Genomic DNA, 18,015 nt, shown 5'->3' on the forward strand with positions numbered 1-18,015 from the left:
GAGGCCGGGGTGTGGGAGGAGCTCCAGCGGGTGCTGCTGGACCGGTTGCGGGCGGCGGACCGCCTGGATTTCTCCCGTGTCACCGTTGATGCCTCGCACGTGCCGGCCAAGCGGGGGCGAAGCAGCCCAAAAGTCGGTCCGAGTCCGGTTGACCGTGCACGGCCGGGCTCGAAGCATCACGTGCTGACCGACGCGCGCGGCACCCCGCTGCGGGTGTCGCTGACCGGCGGACACCGCAACGACGTCACCCAGCTTCTGCCGCTGGTCGACGGCGTGCCGCCGGTGCGGGGCGAGCGGGGCCGGCCCCGGCGCAAGCCCCGCGCGTTGTATGCCGACCGTGGCTACGACCACGACAGCTATCGCCGCCGTCTACGCGAGCGCGGCATCGTCCCGAAGATCGCCCGGCGCGGTCAGCCACACGGCTCGGGCCTGGGCGTGTGCGATGGGTTGCCGAGTCCGCCATCGCCTGGCTCCACGGCCCTCGCCGCTTACGGACCCGCTGGGAAACCCGAGACGACATGCATGACGCCTTCCTTCAGCTCGCACACTGCATGACCCTCGCCCGCAAGATCCCAGCTTTTTGAAAGGACCCCTTATGCAGGGCGGACTTGAGAACGTCACACCTGACCGAAACTTTTTTGGCCGTCAAAAGCTCTGGAGCCCGTACCAATTGGCACGAGCTCCAAATACGACGACCGCGACGCGGCTATGTCGAGCGCATCCCGATCTTCGACAGCTGTTCCACGCGCTCCGGCGACAACGTCGCGGCCCGGGAGCGCTGGTTGCTGATCCATGCACCAAGGCGGTATTGCAGTTCCGATCCTTCTTCGGAGAGCACGGTCTCGACATGCTTCCTGGGCACCTGGAGATGGCCTTCGCGCTCGTAGTACTGGGTGGCGGCTGCCAGGTTGGCGGCCCATTTGTCGGCCTGTGTACGGCGCGGCTTGGGCTTCTCGTGCTCGCTCGCGGGCTCGATGCCGAGGATGTGCTCGCACATCCACTGCTGGACACTGGTGAGCTTGTCCCAGCCGAAGCGGACCGACTTGACCCACCGTCCGAGGTCCTCGCCCTGGTGCACGACGTCGCCCGGTTCGGTGGGCAGTTCGCCGCCCTGCTCCAGGTGCTGCCGGGTGAGGTGGAAGGCCCGCTGCCATTCCACGGGCCAGGTGGGGCACCAGGACGGGTCGATATCCTCCAGCTGCTCCCGGCGGTCGTCCGACAGGGCGCCGGCGGATGACCCCACGGGCAGCCCTTCGGCACGCCGCTGTTCGATCTCGGCAGCCTTCCGGGCGGCGGCCCGCGCGTTCTTTAGAAAGATCCCCACCTTCGCCCCCTGGTACGTGGCGTCCAGCGGCGCCAGGAGGTGCCCGTGTTCAGCGGCCCACCCGCGCGCCGCAGAGAGGCCTTCCTCCCACGCGACGTCGAAGTGCGACCAGACCATGCCGAGCCGCTCCAGCTGCTCGATGCGGTCCTCGTCCAGCGTCCCGCGGGCGTAGAACCGGCGAGCGTCGGCGATCCATTGCCCCAGCGGGAAATTGGCCAGCGAGGCCGGCCACCCCTCAGCCTGAGCCTCCTCACCCTCCGGCACGCGGAGCGTGAAGGGAACCTTGAGGTCCCCGTGTTCGCGGGCGTAGATGACGGAGGCCTCCACGCCCCGGCGCCAGTGCTCGTGCTCGGGGTTGAGGACCCGCAGGTTGATGAACGCCGCCAGTTGCGCGGGGTCGCGCGGCGTGGAGAACTTGAGCAGCGCCTTCGCCGAAGGAGACGCTCCCCCTTCGCCTGAACCCTTCGCTGTGCCCTTCTCGCGTGTCTGTACACCTGTGGAGCGGCTTTGGGCCTGCTGTTGGGCCAGTTGTTCGACGATGCGGGCGTCATGCGCTCGCAGGGCCTCCAGCAGCTTCGCCAGGCCGCCGAACGCCCGGGAGGTGAGCATGTTGTCCGCCGTCTCCCCGGGCCCGAGCAGCACGGGCACGACCAGCGAGGCCATCTTGCCCTCGCCGGGCTGCATCCGCAGCGCGCGGCCGACGGCCTGGACGAGGTCCGGCATGGAACCGCGCACGTCGGCCCAGTACACGGAGTCGCAGTTTCGGGTGTCGACGCCTTCGCCTAGGACCTTCACCGACCCCAGGTAGGCCTTCTCCACGACCGTGCCGTCCGTGGCGATCCCGTCGGCGAACTCGCCCAGCACACGGCGCCGGTGGAGCGGCTTGTGCTCCCCGCACAGCCAGTCCGCCCAGATCGTCGCCGGGTACAGATTGGGGTCGGCGTCGTGCAGCTGCGTGGCGACGTCGGGCAGGCCGGCCGCGAAAGCTTCGGCTTCCCGCACCGCATGGTGGAAGACGAGGGTGCGCTTGAAGTTCTCCTCCGAGGACGCTTTGAGCAGCGCGGTCTGGAGCGCGGCGAGCCGGGCCCCGCGCACCTGGTCCGACCGGCCCTCGGCACCGAGCAGCATGGCGGCTTGGAACTGGGTGTCGGTGACGTCCACGCACACCACCTGGTACGGCGCACAGATGCCCCTGTCGATCGCGTCCGACAACGTCAAAGTGAAACACCTGCTGCCGAAGGGTCCGTTGGGGTCGTCTTCCATCGAAGCCACCAGCTCGCCCGGCGCGCCGCCCGGCTCCTGGTCCTCGTCCAGCTGCCACAGCCGCGGTGTGGCCGTCATGTACAGCCGCCGGAGGGACGGGATCCGGGTGTTGTCGTGAACGACCGCCCACGGCTTACCGATCCGGCCGGAAACCCGGTGGGCTTCGTCCGTTTTACCGAGTCTTGGAAGTGATCGGAATGTTCCTGAGCTGCTTGGATGCGTCGTGGACATGTGCGCGACGTGTGGATCGAGGTGACCGCTCTCATGTGCTGACGCTGCGCTCGTGTCGTCTTCGCTTGCCCACGCTTCCAGGTCCGGTCAGAGGCAGCCATGTGATGGCCGGTGACCGTCCTGTGGGTGCTTGAGTACCGGAAGGTGGTGATCGGCGGGATGAGTGCCGTTCGCTGTATGTCTGGGCAGGTGGGTTTCGTCGGACCCGGCCTTGTGGCGGCGTACGCCGTGCTTATGGGATCTGTGCGGTGGCTCGGCGGACGCGTGCGCTGTTGTCGGTGCGGAGCCGCTCGGTGATGGCTTCGTACTCGAGGCGTTCGTCCGGGGGGATGTCGGCGAGGGCGCGGGCCAGGCTGTGGCGGACGTTGGCGCTGGAGTCCTCGGCGAAGAGGCGTGCCAGGGACGGATCCCGGTGATCGGCGCGGCCCCAGCAGAGCACGGCGGTTTGCCGCATGAACGGCGAGGGGTGGGTGGCCGTCAGGGACGCCGGCGCGGGGGCCAGGCGGTCGAGTGTGAGCATGGTCTGTGCCTGCAGCCAGCCGTGGCCTGGTTTCTGTTCGGGATGACTTAGGTGCGGGAGCAGGCGCTGTTCGACGCGGAGGGCTTGTTCGGCGGTGGTGGCGAGGGCGGCGCTCGCGTGCAGGATCTCTGCGGGCAGACGCCAGTCTCCTCCATCATTGATTTTGTAGCGGCTCAGGGGGTGCTGGGTGCTTCGGTCGAAGGCGTTGGCCGGGTGCTCTGCGGGAGCTTGGTACAGGTCCATGAGCCGTTCGAACGTGTCCTCTCGCACGGGCGCCGGCAGGGTTTCAGCGAGGATGGACAGGGCACGGACGGCCTCGGAGCGTCGGTCGGCGATGTCGTTGCGGTCTTCGGCCCACAACAGCAGGTGGGCTGTGACGCGTTCACGCAAGAGTGTGATCGGATCGCCTGTGTCCATGCTGCTCTGGTCGTCGGAGCACGCTGTGAGGTATGCCGCGCACTGCCGCGTGGTGGTTCCCATGGCGTAGAAGGGGCGGACGGTCCCCACCGGTTCGGCCAGCACGGTGTCGGCCAGTTGCCGCGCGGTCTTGGCGACAGACGGGTCGTCCACCTGCCAGTCGGCCAGGAGGGCGGTTGCCCCGGTGTGTCCTTGCTGCGCCCGTTCGCGTACCACTGACACGGCCGACGGCAGGTGGGCGTGGAGGCCGGCGAGTAGACCTTCAGCACCTCTTACGTCGAGCTTCCATGCATCTAGCAGGCATTGTCCGGCCTGGTCGGCTACGGACAGTCCGGCCTTGACGCAGGCACCGAGAAAAGCCAGCATCTGCTCATCGAAGATCCGGGAGTTGTTCGGCTCTCTGGGGATCCATTCGACCAACAAGGGCAGCACCTGTTGTGCTGACACCTCCGGTAGTCGTTCATCGAGCGCTGCAAGCGCTCCCAGAGCCTCCCGGACCGGGTGGATGCCTGTCGACCCCGGCCGCGCGCCTGTGGTGACGATCTCCGTCAGGCGGGCGGCAATGCTCGCGACGACGTCATCAGGAATGAGATCAGCCTGCTGGCCGGTCACTGCAGCGGCCGCGGTGCACACCCACCGTGCACGCACCTCCAGGAGGTCGCATACATCAAGGTACTCGAGAAGCGATTCGGCGGCGGAGCGCGCGTCCTTCCTGCGGCCGGCGAGGATGAAGTGACGCACGGCGTGCTTCGTTTCTCCGGCGCGGTCGAAGACTTCACCGTAGCGCTGGTGGGCGAGGTTCTCGTCGGTCAGCGCACCGGAGATCCGGTCCTGCCACAGCCATTGGTGCGAGGCTCGTGAGGCGTCCGGCAGTCTGTCGTCGACCAGGGCTTCCAGCGCGCTGACGGCCGGGTTGAAGGAGAGGTCGATGAGGCGCGCGCCTTTGGCGCCGACCGTGCGGGCCGAGAGCATGGCCTGGGACGATTCCCTGAATCCGACGTTGTACTGGTCGGATAGGAAAGAGATGGACCGTAGGGCGTGCCGGGCGTCGCCTCCCAGGCCCTCTCGGGTCGCGGCCAGCACAGCGCGCCGGTAGACCTCGATGGCCTCGCCTCCGAGGTCTGCGAGGGCCAGCGCGCGTCCGCGGCGCATGTGAACCAAGACCGCGAACCGTTCCGGTATGCGGCCACCCAGAGCGCGCCGGTCGAGGTCGGCATAGGCCTCTTCCGGACTCTGTCCGGCTCGTACGGACAGGTCTGCCAGACAGCACTCCAACCGAATCCGCAAGAGCCCACCCTGAGAGGTGACAATTTCGGAAGCCAGGCCAGCCAGCCCCGCCGGATGATCGTCGGGGTGCTCGTCGACAACGATCTGCTCGATAACCGCCAGCACCAGGCGGGCTGCCATGGGATCGCCCGCCTGCACCACAGCCACAAGCGCGGTCGTGACCGGCGCGAGGTCGTATCCGTACTCGAACCAGTCCGCCAGCGCCTTCAAGACCTCATAAATGTTGGATGCCGTGCCGCCGGCGTCGGAAGCCAGTCGCTCCAGGCGCTGATCCACGAACATGCGATCGCCGGTCTCGTACCGGTCGAGCATCAACGTGGCCGCGACGCTGAAGGCCGCGTCGGCCTGTCCCGCAGACGCCAGCAGATCGCGCTGCCGAGTGCGGAGCTGGTTGGCATGCCCGGTAAACGAGGCATGTTCGAGTTCGTGCGCCAGATCGCCGAAGAGCTCGGCAGCCGGCCCCGGCTCCGTCTCCGCGAGTTGCTGCGCGCGGTGCAGGGCGTCCGCCAGGCCCAGGTGCTCGAGCGGGTCGTTCAACAGCGCGTAGCCATGCGGCAGGGTCGAAACCGAAGGCGTCTCCACCCCGCAGAAGGCTTTGGCCCATTCTGGACCGAAGACGCCAGCGACAAGGTACGGGCGTTCTCGCAGAAACCGGGAGAGGGCGCGTGCGTCGTACAGGTCAATGTCTATGTCGCCCTGGTATTTCTCCTGCAGAGCGACGAGCTCGTCTTCCACGGCCGTGTCATCGACAACGCACCCCGTCGCCAGGACGAAACGCACCGCGTCGAACCGTCGCTCGGACCATCCCTCAGCAGGCGTCGTAGTGCGGGGCGGACCGGTGAAGTCGGTGACCGCTGCACGGAGTGCGGGAGCCGGCAGAGAGACGATCCTGCGCACCTGGTAGACGTGGGTCTTCCCTTTCCACCTACCGATAAGGTCGAGTCCGCCCTGGTCCTGCCCGGAGCGGCCGTAGCCACGGATGTCGTTCATCCCGTCGATAAGCCACATGACCTCGCCGACCAAGCGCTCGAACACCGGCGGGGACAGCTCGCCGAAGGGCAACGTCTCGGGAGCCGAGAGGGGTGGACTGAGGGGCAGCTGACTCCGCCGGCTGACGAGCGCACCAAGACGGATCTCTTCGAGGGGTAGTTCAGCAGCCATCATGCACTCCTTGCGATCCGCGGTGCTTGTGTGCATCAGAGACGGATGGTATCGGGACGGACCACCACAGATCTGCGGCATTGTTTCGCGACCAGATTGCCGTCCGGTATGGCCGTTCTCGCCCGGAGTTGGGTGTGCCCGGAGGATGGGGATGGCGGGTGGAGGCCGCCGATCGGGGTCGCAAGGCATGCTTGGCGCAGGGCCGAGATGCGTGTGACAGCCTCAGTCGCCGCAAGAAGTTGAGTACACCCGTCCGGTTGTCAGTGGCAGGTGGCACTCTTTGAGCATGGCCTTCCGGGGAAAGTGTTCATATCGAAGGTATTCCGACGTACGCGGGCGGTGCTCCATGGGCGGTGGCCGGGTGATACGCGTGCATCGCACGGAGCTGCCGTCTCCTGACGGCTGCCGCTGGTGTGGCGACGATCCGGGTCACCACGGGTCTCAGTGGGTGGCATCGGCCGGTCTGCATACGTGGGAGGCGCCGACGCCGCAGCAGCGGTTGATGCGTATGAAGGCGCGGCGCGCGGCGCGTCAGGCCAGGGATGCGGCGGCTACCAAAGATGCGGGCCCGCGTCCTGCGCGCGACTGACGAGGGCGTCGAAGACTGTGGACAGGGCGGCGGGGATGCGGTCCTTTGCGAGGTGGGCGGCAATGCCGACCATGAGATCTTCCTTGTTTTTCGGTCCCTCGGGGGAGCTGCCCTTGAGCAGGCCCAGCAGCTGCGAGCTGAACTTGCCGGCCCGCAGCTTTTCGATCTCCTGGGGCTGCCAGGGGCCGCGTTCGGCGTTTGGCTTCCACAGTGCGTTGGCCGTCTCAGCCCAGTCGTCGTCGGTGAACAGGTCTTCGAGTTCGTTGGGGGAGCCGAGGTAGAGGCACTCCTCCTTGAGGTCGAAGCCGTGTTCCTTGAGCTTGTCGTCGCGGAAGATGTGCTTTTGGTTGGTGCGGCTGTCTTTGTCGACGACGAAGGGAACGTCGCGGCCGTGATCTTTGAGGAACCGGGCGAATCGCAGCGCGCCTTTGCTTCCGCCGGCCCACAGGCAGATCCCGGCGGACTGGATCGGGAAGCCGGCGTGCTTGCGGAAGAGGATGGGGAACGCGGATGTCTCGGATACGCCCTCCACGGCGACGAAGAACCGCTCGTGCAGGAGGACACTGTTGCGGAACCCCAGTGTCGTCGCGATCGTCGACAGGTGCCGGCGCACGTCCTTGTCCGCGCTGTCCTCGCTGAGGACTTCCGCCCGAACCCGGCCCTCCTGGGTACGCAAGTGCACCACGGAGGAGATGTCGACGCCGTCGATCAGGTTGAGCGAGTGCGTCGCCACGATGACACGCGCGTTGGGCCGCGAGGACTGCAGCTGAAGGAGTGCCATGATGCGCCGCTGATGGGAGTAGTCGAGGTGCGTGTCGGGCTCGTCATAGACGAACAGGACATCCGACTCGGGCGTTTGCGTGGCGTCGTGCTGACCCAACAGTTCGTTGCTGCTCTCCCACAGAGCCAGCGAGATCCGGCGCGAGCGGCCGGTGCCGGCAGACGACAGCGGAAAGCGGCGGCCCTGAGAGTCCATCACGTTCAGCTCGACGCCGACCAGCGCCGGACGCACCTGCACCTGGGGAGCCAGCTCCACCGACGGCAGGGTGCACCGCTGCGCGATGTGACTGCGGATGCTGTCGATGTCCTCTTTCAACGACTCGGCGAGATAGTCCTCAAGATCCGATACCCGCTTGGCCACTTCGTCGGCTCGCGTGTATTCCCGCAGCCGGGAGGTGAGCAGACTCTGGATCACGGCCTCGGGCGCCTGGACGGAGTCTCCCTTGAAGTACACCATCGTCGGCAGAGCCGCGGCCACTTCGGAGTCCGCCAGCACCCACGCGTCCACCTGCTTCATCTGCTGAGCCAACGCCCGAAGCGGTTGCTCCCAGCTGTTCCTGGCATTCGTCTGCCCGACCGGCTCGACTCCGTGAACGGCCGCGAGCTCCTTCAGCCCCGGCAGCTTCACCGCCGCCAGGTCACGCAGTTGAGGGTCCTGGCAGACACGGCGACGGACCTCCAGGAACATGCCCGCCTCTGGCCGGAAACGCCGCCTGATGTGTACCTCTTCGGGCAGCTCGAGACGCAACTGCTCGTCGGCACTGAGGCTGAAGCTGCCCGTCACGACCGTCTGGGGCACACGCGCGTGCGGGGCGGCTGCGTCGCCCGCCGGTTCCTGGAGGTCGCCGTCGCCAACGTAGGTGAGATCGTTCTCGCTCAGCGCTGTTCCGTGCAGCAGGAAGTTCAGCGCGTCCAGAAGAGCGGTCTTTCCGCCCTCGTTCTGCCCGGTCAGAACCGTCTGGGAAAGGACCGGAACCCCGGCGATGTCCGCAAGGCAACGAAAGCCCTCGACGGAAACGGAACAGATCTGCACGCGTGCCTCAAACTCGACGACGATGGACGGGACCTGGATGGAACGGTAGGTGCGACGTCGGCCCGAGACGCGGCGATAGACGTAACGGCCCTTGACGCGAAGCGGGCCAGAAAACCGCCCTTGCTGGGAGCTGCCATCAGGGCTGTGTGCACGTCCGCAGGCACGTCGTCGTAGCGGTACACCCCTCCGCTGTGAAAAGCGACCTCAAGCACACGCTCCTGCTGGCTGTAGCCCACCGACCGGACATGCGAGGAGCGAACCTGCTCGTGCAACAAGACGCCCCCTGCGGCCAATGTGTCAGGCGTTGCGTGATCGACCGATAATAGCGTCGCCCGGGCGTAGTTGGCAGAAAACGCCCGCCCTCGAACCGTCCCGGCGCTCGGGACGAATGCACAGCGGCTCATTGGCGTGAACGCAGAGATCCGGCCGGTTACCCATCACCGGCACACAGCCCCAGCCACTCGCACGCCGAGGACGTCTCCTGCACCGTCAGTTGCTCGCGCTGCGTCAGGTCGCCGGGGTGCCGGAGGCGGTGAGTGCGCTGCGGGTGTGCGACGTGGTGGTTTGGATGGGGCACCGGGCGGAGGGTCACGCCTGTCCTCGCTGACTTCGGCAGCGAAGTTGCCCCTGCGGCGTTCTGGCGTGTGAGGGTGACGGACTTTACCAACCGGCGCTGAGGTGTGTGGGACGTTCGTGTGGAGTGGTCCGTGGGTGTGGGGGAGGGGTGTGGACTCCGGGTTGAGGCACCGCTGCTGGAGCGGTCCTGGGCTCGGAGAGGGGCGGCACGCGGGTGGGTGGTCGGTTGGTGGTGGGCGAGTTACGTGTGCAGGAGATCGTCCGTGGGGATGGGCGGGTCTGTTACACGGTCGTGGACACGGACTGCACGGTGGTGGGGGAGGCGGACGGGTTCCTGCGTACCTGCGCGGCGGGAACGGATCGTACGTACGCGTTTGTGCTGGTGGATCATCTGAGGTGGCTGCGGTTCGCGGGCCTGGACGCAGGGTCGGTGTCGCTCGAGGATCTGCGGCACTACATGGCGGCACTCGGGGCGGACTATCCGGGGCCGTTCGGGCTGCCGTGGCGGGAGGGGAAACGCCCGTACGGGCACAGTGCGTTGAAGACCGCGGCGGCCTGCCTGAAGGGCTTCTACCTCCACCTGGGCACCCTCGGCGTGAACCCGTCGTTGGCGGAGGCGCTGCGCGTGACAAGGTTGCCGACGCGGGCGGACCGTCGGCGGGCGATGCTCGGGCACGTCCTGCACAGCATGCCCGCGAACCCTCTGGCTCCGGCGGAGCGGGTGCGCCGGCATCCGAAGATGCTGCCCGAAGGGGCCCGGGAGGTGCTGTTGGGGGCGGTGTCATGCGCGCGGGACCGGATGGTGGTCACATGGCTGGCCGACGGCGGTTTCCGGATCGGTGAGCTGTGCGGGCTGCGTCTGGTCGACCTGCACCTGCGGGAGCAGGCCGCGTGTGGTCAGTGCCGGGGGCCGCATGTGCACATCTGCCACCGCGAGGACAACGCCAACCGGGCCCGGGTCAAGACCAAGACGCCCTGGACCTGGCAGGACAACGCTGTAAGTGGCGGGACGGTGCGCCGGGCGAGTCCGGCGATGATCCACACCTACTTCGAGTACATCACCACCCAGTACCCCGCCCAGTCCGTTCACGGCATGCTCCTGGTCGGCCTGCACGGCCCCTCCCGAGGCCAACCGTGGACCACGGCTGCGGCCCGCGGCATGCTGCGCCGGGCCGCAGCCCGTGTGGAGATCGGCCGGGTGGTACCGCACGCCTTCCGGCACAGCTTCGCCACCGCGGTGCTGGATGCCGCACGGGGCAACGCGGTGATCGCGCGGGAGGCCGGCGGCTGGGCCTCGGCCGCGACCGTCGAGCAGGTCTACGGCCACGTGGACGTCCACGACCCGGTCTTCACCGCGGCGCTGGAGCAGGTGTGGGGGACGCGGCCGTGATCCCGCTGACGCTGCTGCCCGGCCGCACCGACACCACCCGCATCGGCCGTGACCGGCTCGAACTGCTCACAGCCCTCATCGAGGCCCCCGCATTCGACCCGCTCTTCCGCGACACGCTGATCTTCATCCCGCCTCAGCACCCGGTCTACGCCTGGCAGTGCGCCGTTGACGGCTGCCTGCGCATCCGCCGGGTCAGCCACAACCTGTGCAACACGCACAACCTGGAGTGGGAGAAGGCCGAGCGGATGGGGCAGACCAAGCGCGCTTTCATGGACGCGGCCACCGCTCTGCCCGCCGCGCGGGGAGTGGATTACGGCCGGTGCCTGATCTGTCCCGACCGCCCGGCGGTCAGTCCCACCACCCGGCTGTGCCAGCAGCACCAGACCAGGTGGCAGTACGGCGAGGCCGCCGGCATGGACCAAGACCAGTTCGAGCACTGGGCCGGTACTCAGCACCCGCTTCCCGGCTACGGCCTGTGCACGGCACGGTGCCCGTTCCTGGCCTGTACTTCACTGGGGCTGTGTCTGCAGCACCTGAACCGGTACAAGATCGACAACCGTCCGGGAACGGCCCGGTCGCAAAACTCACGCGGCCCCCTCAAGGACGGCCAGCCACTCCCGGTGACCTACGGCGACGAGAAGGCATTCCATGCCTGGTGCGCCACTGCGGAGCCGGTCACGCAGCCAGGGCTGGTCAACCTTCATGGCCTGTCCCCGCTGCTGAGGGCCGAGATCCAGTGGGGCCTGCACGCCCATGCCCAGTCCGCACAGCGCCTGACGCGCAAGCAGATGGACTCCGAGGTCCGCAAGATCATCTGGGAAGTCGTCAACGGTCTGCGCTGCGTCTACTACAGCCCCTCGGACACCAAGGACGCCGGCTTCCTGGAGACCGATCACTTCGGACGGCGCTTCAAGAACGCCCAGAGCCACTTCGACATCACCGCCGTACCGCAGCGGTGGCTGCGCGACCTGCTCTGGGACCATCTCGCCGAGTTGCTCCGTTCCCCGCAGTGCCCCCGCACCCGAGGCCCCTTCGACCAGATGCGCCGCGCCGCCGTCGAACTGGGCGTCTTTCTCCAGGCCGACGCCCCCGAGGCCGGGCACGACCCCACCGTGCTGCGCCGTGAGCACGCCGAGCGGTTCGTCGCCGACCAGCGCCACCGCGCCCGCCACGGCCTGCCGTCCCTGGGCATGGTCCTGGTCGACGGACGATCCCCCACCGTCACCGATCTGAGCTGCCAATTCGTCTTCAACCAAGCCCGCAAGCTGCTCTACAGCGCCATCACTGCCGGCCACGCCGAACGCCTCGGCATGGACACCGGCTTCCTGACCGCCATCCCCTTCGGCGGCACCGGCATCAAACAGCGCTCCCGCAACCCCTTCAGCGACGACGTCGCCCGCGCGCTGACCGAGGAGACCAACCTGCGCCGCCTGGAGGAACTCGACCTCGGCGACCGGGGCTTGCGGGACATCTGGGAGACCATCGTCGCCACCGGGCGCCGCTGCAGCGAGGTCGTCGGACTGCGCCTGGACTGCATCGGCCGCTACCGCGGCCTGGCCATGCTGTGGCACGACCAGACCAAGGTCGGCAACTACAACGAGGGCATCCGCATCCCCGAGCCCGTCTACCAGTGCCTCGATGCCCGCCGCACCAAGACACTCCACCGCTTCGAAAAGCGCTACGGCCGCACCCCAACAGCCGCTGAACGCCCCGGCCTGGCACTGTTCCCCTCCCGCATCCGCAACCCCAACGGCCGACAGCCGATCTCCTACGGAAACTTCAACCAGCGCTTCAAGACCTGGATCGCCGAACTCGACCTCGGCGGCGCCTACGTCGCCCACCAGGCCCGCCACACCCTGGCCACCAACCTGCTCCGCGCCGGCGCCACGCTCACCCACATCCGCCGCTACCTCGGCCAACTGTCCGAGCGCATGGCCGAGCACTACGTGAAGATCACCAACAGCGACCTCGAAGACGTCCTGAACACCGTCTGGGTAGCCGGGCCCGGCGCCCCCAACCCAGGCAAACTCCTCTCCGGCGACACCACCCCCATCGACCGCGAGACAGCCCTCGCCCTGGCCCTGGACCTCTCCCGCTGCAGCACCCCCGCCGACGGGGGCTTCTGCACCTACCAACCCGTCGTCGACGGCGGATCCTGCCCCTGGAAACTCGACTGCGAGAACTGCGACAACTTCGTCCTCTCCGGCGCAGACCTCCTCTACTGGCGATGCAAAGCCGAACAGTGGCGCTCCATCGCCGAGAACGCCCCCGACGACGCCACCGCCGACTACCTCCACACCGTCTTCGAACCCACCGCCAAAGCCATCAAAGGACTCGAGCAGGCCCTGGCCGCCCTCGGCATCCTCGACGAAGCCCTCACCCTCGACCTGCGGCGCCCCCAGGACTACTTCCACCGCACCTGGAGCACCGCCTTCCGTGCCCGGGACCTCGCCGCACTGCAGGCCCTCGACGACGCCACAGGACAGACATGAGCACTTCCCGCACCGACGCGGCCGTCCAAGCCCGCCGCCAAGCCACCCAGGAGATGCTCGAACGCCTCCAGACCGCCCTGACGGCCATGGCACGCGACCATACGCCTGTCACCGTCGCAGCCCTTGCGCGTACCGCCCGCGTCTCACGCACCTTCCTCTATCAAAACCAGCAGGCCAGAGCCCTGATCGAGCAGACCAACCGCGCAAGCAGAGCCCATCCCGGAGTCTCCAACAGCGCTAGCCGCGCACAGCCCGCCTGGAGGGAACGTGCACTCAACGCCGAAGACGCACTGGCCCAAGCCCAGCGCGAAATCCGCACCCAGCGCACCCGCATCGCAGAACTCCTCGGCAAGATCCGCGATCTCGAACACGATCTTCCCGAGGGCTCACTTCAGCGCATCGTCACGGAGAACACCACGCTGAAGCAGCGCGTACGACAGCTCACCCAGGACAGCCAGCAGATTCAAGAGCGCCTGACCAGCGCACGCCAGAACAACCGCTTCATGGACAAACGCATCGCCGACCTTGAAGCCCAACTCGCTCCGTACCTCACCACACCACCCCCGCGCCCCTGACCCAGCCTCGGATCATTGCCAAAGGGGATGGACCTTGCCGACGACCGTCAGATCCAGTCGACGCCCAACTCAGCCAGGGCAGCGAGCTGTTCGGCGGTGAGCTTGTCCCGCCTCGATTTGGTGTTGGAGACCCACACACCGAGTTTCAAAACCACTGGCTCGGTCTCGCCGTCGACCGCGATCTGTTCGCTGTGGCTGCGTGGTACGGGCCGGTTGGTGCCTTCCCTCTCGACCCACTGTGCGAGGGCGGTCATGCCGCGCTGGAACGCCTGCTGCGCCTTGCTCGGGCCCCTTCGTCGCACGCGTTGCCGCCGGGGCGGGAGACGGCGCCTCAAGTGGCTGTACGCCCAGCCGGGACAGCCGCTCCTGCTGCTCGGTCGACAGCAGCTTCCAGGTGCTCGCCTCGCGTTGCCATGCGAGCCATCGTCCGATGTCGTCGCCGTCCATGAGTACGCCGGGTGCGATGTCGGGGAGATGGCCGTCGGCGTCGACGAGGTCGGCGAGGATGCGGTAGTGGCGTTGCCAGTCCAGCGGCCAGGGGCAGTTCCAGTCGGGGTCGATCGCGGCAAGCTGCTTGGCGCGCTCCGCCGCCCGCTCCGGGTCCTTCCCAAGGCCGCCCTTCCGGCGCAGATTGGCCATGTGCTGCCCGATGGGCACCAGGCCCTCGGCCTCGCTCTCGCCCCAGAGGGCGTCCTGGCGGGGTGCGAGGTGTCCGGTGGCACGCCGGTAGGAGCGGAGCGCGGCGAGTTTGTTCTCCCAGGCTTCTTCGCCGGGCTCCCAGACCATCCCGGCCTCGGGAGAGTCCAGGAGCTCCTTGCGTCGCGGCTCCAGTTCCCCGGCCCGCAGTGCCTTTCGCTGCTGGTGGACCCACCTGCCCAGCGGGAAGTCCTTCGTGACGCCCACCGTCGTCTCGGTGTCGTAGGGGACGGCGTAGAGGCCGGTGATGTTGTTCTCCTTCCGCCAGCGGAGGAGGGCTTGGTAGCCCTCTAGCCAGACCAGGGACTCCGGCCGGTACACCCGGGTACGCAGGAACGCGGCGATCGTCGACGCGTCGCGCGGGCTGAGAAGTGGAGCAGGGCCGATTCGGCGGCGGCCTGCGTGCCGTCCTGCTCCTGGTCCTCGCCGTCGCCCTCGCCGCCGGTTCCGACGATCCGCCCGTCCTCATCGCGCCGGATGTGCACCCTGCGCTTTCCGTGCGTGAGGGCGCGGGAGGCGAGCTGCTCAACGAGTCGTTCATCGTGGGAGCGTAGGCCCTGGAGCACGGCTACGAGGGGGCGGAACGAGGCGCTGGCGACCATGTCCTGCGGGTCCTCACCGGGCTCCAGGAACACCGGCACGATGATCCTGGCCACCTTGGTGGAGCCGTCCTTGTTGAGTCGGAGCGCCCGGCCGATGTTCTGCACGATCTCCACCTGCGAGCCGCGGGTGTCCGCGAAGCAGACGGCCTCGACTCCCCTTTCGCCGGTGATGTCGATGCCTTCCCCGAGCACGCGAACGGATGCGAGGAAGGCGCGGTGAACCCGGCGACCGGCCGCGTCGATGCCGTTGGCGAACTGCCGCAGGACCTCGCGCCGCTCGGAGACGAGGTGGTCGCCGCACAGCCACGCCGACCACACCCGGTCCGGCGGGACGTGGCGGCCGGCCTCCAGCTCGTAGAACTCCGCGTCGATCGACGATGCGGGGAGCCGGTCCGCGGCTGCCAGGTCGTCGTCGGAGGCGTCGTTGACGTACAGCTCGGCTGCCGTCTCCGGCATCTTCTCGGCGAACGCCATGGCCTCCTCGACCTTCTGGTGAAAGGTCATGACCGTACGCAGGTTGTACGCGGCGGCGTGCTCCAGGAGCGCGGTCTGCAGGAGCGCCAGGCGCCGGCCCCGCTGTGCCTCCTCCGATTCCCCGAGGACCGGGGAGGGGTCGTGGATCTCCAGGACGTCGATCTCGAACGGGGCGAGGATTTCCCGCTCGATCGCCTCGCTCAGCCCGAGTTCGGCCAGCCACGACCCGTACGTGCCGTCCGGGTCGTCGGTCATGCTCGCGATCTCCATCTCATGGCCGTCTGCGCCCTTCTGCGGGCGGGGTGCCGCGAGGATGCGCGGGGTCGCGGTGAGGTAGAGGCGGAAGTCGGCGGGGGTGCGGGCGTTGTCGTGGATCGCCGCCCATGGCCTGCCCAGATCGCCTGCGGTTGAGTGGGCTTCGTCGATGATGGCGAGCGAAAAACCGTCCATCCGCTGCCCGTACAGGCGCTCCCCGCCCGCCATAGCGGCTTCCAGCGGCCCGCGAGTGCGTCCCTGGCCCGTCGGGTCGTCGAAGTCCTCGCGGTCCACGAGAGAGGCGTACGTGGCGAACACGATGACCGGCCCGTGCCCGGCCCACAGGGCCAACTGGATCGGGTTCGTAGTGGTGCGCACTCCGAGCTCGTTCAGCACCGGGTCGTTCTCCAGCGAGCACACCGCGACCATGGGGGAGCGGTGACCCACCGCCCGCCACGCCTGGGCGGTCTGCACGAGCAGGTCCAGGGTCGGCACGGTCACGAGGATCCGGCCCTCGGGGAAGCACTCCAGCGCGCTCGCGGCGGCCATGATCGTTTTTCCGGACCCGGTCGCTGACACGATCGTGCCACGGGCACCCTGAGGGGGCACAGATGACCTTGCAGGGAATCCGACCCACCTACGAAAGGCAGACTTCTGGTCGACCTGGTGTTTCTTGAGCGGAATCCTGCTCATCGACCGTCCTTTTCACCCGTGTCGTACAGCCAGCTGTCGTGAAGCCTTTCCAGCGCGGTTTCCTCCTGGCCGTACTTCGCCCAGATCCCTTCGAGCCAGAGCGGGGTCGTCTCGATCCTCTCGCACAGCACGAAGCAGCCGGGCAGGTCGATCAGCACGAGCTCGCCCGCGAACATGCCGCCGGGCCCGTAGCGGCGCCACAGCCGCTCCAGCCGCGCCCGGTGCTCGTGCAGGTACGCGTCCAGTGCCTGCGGGTAGGTCTCCGGCTCCGCCAGGTGCACGGTCCGGAAGGCGATGTCCACGAGCTCCTGGGACGACTCCTGGTCCCACTGTTCGGAGCTGGTGCCGGTCACGGCGGCATAGTGCCTGCTCGCACACGGCGAGGACCTGCTCGATGAGCTCCGCCGGCGCCTCGCTCTCCTCGCCGCGAACGGAAGGCCGACCGACACCCGTGTACAGATCGGGCAGGACGCGCAGTTCTCCGGTGCGGGCGCTTGCCCCCACCAGGTCCAGGCCGTGGTCGGCGAGGTGAGCCAGGAGCAGGCGGGACAGGACCTCCCCGTCCCTGGCGTACAGCTGAGCGTGCTCCTCTCCGCTGTCGGGGGACGATGGCGCGAGTGAAGACGGTGTCGAAGAAGAACTCGGACAGGGCGCCGACCAGCTCCGGGCGCGCAGATGCCGACTGGTCGTCCAGTGCAGCAACAGCGACGTCCATGACTGCAGTGAGGAACCGCCCGCGAGCGCCCTGCAGTTGACGCGCCTCGCTCTGCGGACTTTCCTCAACAGCCTCCACAACGCGGTACAGGCCCTGGTCCCCATACAGGCCACCCGGCTTCTCCTTCGCCCGGCGCACCTTCGCCACCGCCTCCTCAACGGACCGCGCGTAGGTGTAGTTCGTCACCACCGAGGCCCCGGGGTGCGCCGGGTCAGTCCGCTGCGCCACGACCCGATAGCGGATCAGCCCGGACTCAGACTCCACCGCCCCGCCGCTCGCACCTTCCTGACGGTCCCGCAGCGCCTGGCGCCAGCGGTCCGCCTGCGCGTCGTTCTCGGGGGAATAGACGTCCCACGCAGTGCCGCCCATCAAGGTCCAGATGCGCCTCAGCTCGTGAATCTGCTCCGGCGTCAATCCGGTAACCTCACGCTGGATTCCTCCCGTGCCCTGAGGCGCATTTCGACGCTCAACGAATTCAAGTCGTCCCCTCCCCCTAGACCCGCCCCGGGTGGTTGGGGGGTGTCCCGTGTTTCCGCCAACGGTACAGGGTGCATCAACCTGATGCACCCACTACACTGAAACCCGACACCAACGAGCGACCCCCATCCCTCGTAGCCAGCCCGGCCCGCGACAGCGGGTCCCAAGATTTTGGAGGCGCAGCCGGAAGGACCGTCAGGCGGGGGAGCGCAGCGGACCCGCCCCCAGGAATGCGAAGCACTCCCCAACTCCCTTATAGGAGACCCCACTAGCTGCACCTGACACCCCGTCAAGCGAGCGGCCGCGCATCGCGCGCCGCGCCGGCGCGCAGCGGCCGGCCCCACCCGATCCCGAAGCGCAGCGCCGGGATCCGCCCGCGCATCGCGCGGGCCAGCGGGAGCGCAGCGACCGCCCTCAACCCCGTTGCGCAGCAACGGGTTCGCATCCGCGGAGCGGATGCATAAC

Annotated in this window: 9 protein-coding genes and 2 pseudogenes; 5 read left to right on the forward strand and 6 right to left on the reverse strand. The window is 68.0% G+C overall.

From position 1 onward, the window contains the following. A pseudogene (locus tag KWI83_RS37020) lies at positions 1-584 on the forward strand (IS5 family transposase); the annotation flags it as partial. 122 nt (positions 585-706) lie between these two features. Here the strand turns inward: KWI83_RS37020 and KWI83_RS37025 are convergent. The 4 genes from KWI83_RS37025 to KWI83_RS37040 form a co-directional block, all read right to left on the reverse strand. Then, positions 707-2,665, reverse strand: a complete 1,959-nt coding sequence (locus KWI83_RS37025) for a helicase associated domain-containing protein (protein ID WP_256363350.1) — start codon at positions 2,663-2,665, stop codon at positions 707-709. 385 nt (positions 2,666-3,050) lie between these two features. Next, positions 3,051-6,203 carry a HEAT repeat domain-containing protein gene (locus KWI83_RS37030; protein ID WP_218518765.1) on the reverse strand — a complete coding sequence of 1,051 codons (3,153 nt, stop codon included), beginning with the start codon at positions 6,201-6,203 and terminating at the stop codon, positions 3,051-3,053. Positions 6,204-6,754: 551 nt separating this feature from the next. Further along, positions 6,755-8,605, reverse strand: coding sequence for an AAA family ATPase (locus KWI83_RS37035; protein ID WP_218518766.1), 1,851 nt, complete (start codon positions 8,603-8,605; stop codon positions 6,755-6,757). Continuing rightward, positions 8,521-9,009, reverse strand: coding sequence for a KTSC domain-containing protein (locus KWI83_RS37040; protein WP_218518767.1), 489 nt, complete (start codon positions 9,007-9,009; stop codon positions 8,521-8,523). Before KWI83_RS37040 ends, KWI83_RS37035 begins: the two co-directional genes overlap by 85 nt. A 32-nt stretch (positions 9,010-9,041) precedes the next feature. Here KWI83_RS37040 and KWI83_RS39640 point away from each other — a divergent pair, with 32 nt between their 5' ends. From KWI83_RS39640 to KWI83_RS37055, 4 genes are all read left to right on the forward strand, one after another. Beyond that, positions 9,042-9,212, forward strand: a complete 171-nt coding sequence (locus KWI83_RS39640) for a DUF6308 family protein (RefSeq protein WP_308122387.1) — start codon at positions 9,042-9,044, stop codon at positions 9,210-9,212. Between the two features lie 201 nt (positions 9,213-9,413). Continuing rightward, a complete protein-coding gene (locus KWI83_RS37045) occupies positions 9,414-10,571 on the forward strand; it encodes a tyrosine-type recombinase/integrase (protein ID WP_308122385.1) in 1,158 nt (385 codons plus the stop codon). Further along, the gene (locus tag KWI83_RS37050; protein ID WP_308122386.1) at positions 10,553-13,063 is read left to right on the forward strand and encodes a tyrosine-type recombinase/integrase; all 2,511 of its coding nucleotides are present in this window, start codon (positions 10,553-10,555) and stop codon (positions 13,061-13,063) included. The genes KWI83_RS37045 and KWI83_RS37050 overlap by 19 nt, the downstream gene beginning before the upstream one ends. Then, positions 13,060-13,638, forward strand: a complete 579-nt coding sequence (locus KWI83_RS37055; protein WP_256363351.1) for a DUF6262 family protein — start codon at positions 13,060-13,062, stop codon at positions 13,636-13,638. The genes KWI83_RS37050 and KWI83_RS37055 overlap by 4 nt, the downstream gene beginning before the upstream one ends. A gap of 47 nt (positions 13,639-13,685) precedes the next feature. Here KWI83_RS37055 and KWI83_RS37060 read toward each other — a convergent pair. Both KWI83_RS37060 and KWI83_RS39645 read right to left on the reverse strand, forming a co-directional pair. Next, positions 13,686-16,358: pseudogene (locus KWI83_RS37060) on the reverse strand (Helicase associated domain protein). Beyond that, on the reverse strand, positions 16,355-16,711 hold the full coding sequence (locus tag KWI83_RS39645) for a hypothetical protein (RefSeq protein WP_256363352.1): 357 nt from the start codon (positions 16,709-16,711) through the stop codon (positions 16,355-16,357). Before KWI83_RS39645 ends, KWI83_RS37060 begins: the two are co-directional and overlap by 4 nt. Positions 16,712-18,015 lie beyond the last annotated feature (1,304 nt).

Origin of the sequence: Streptomyces sp. TRM70350, from assembly GCF_019219825.1 — a bacterium.
Classification (GTDB): domain Bacteria; phylum Actinomycetota; class Actinomycetes; order Streptomycetales; family Streptomycetaceae; genus Streptomyces.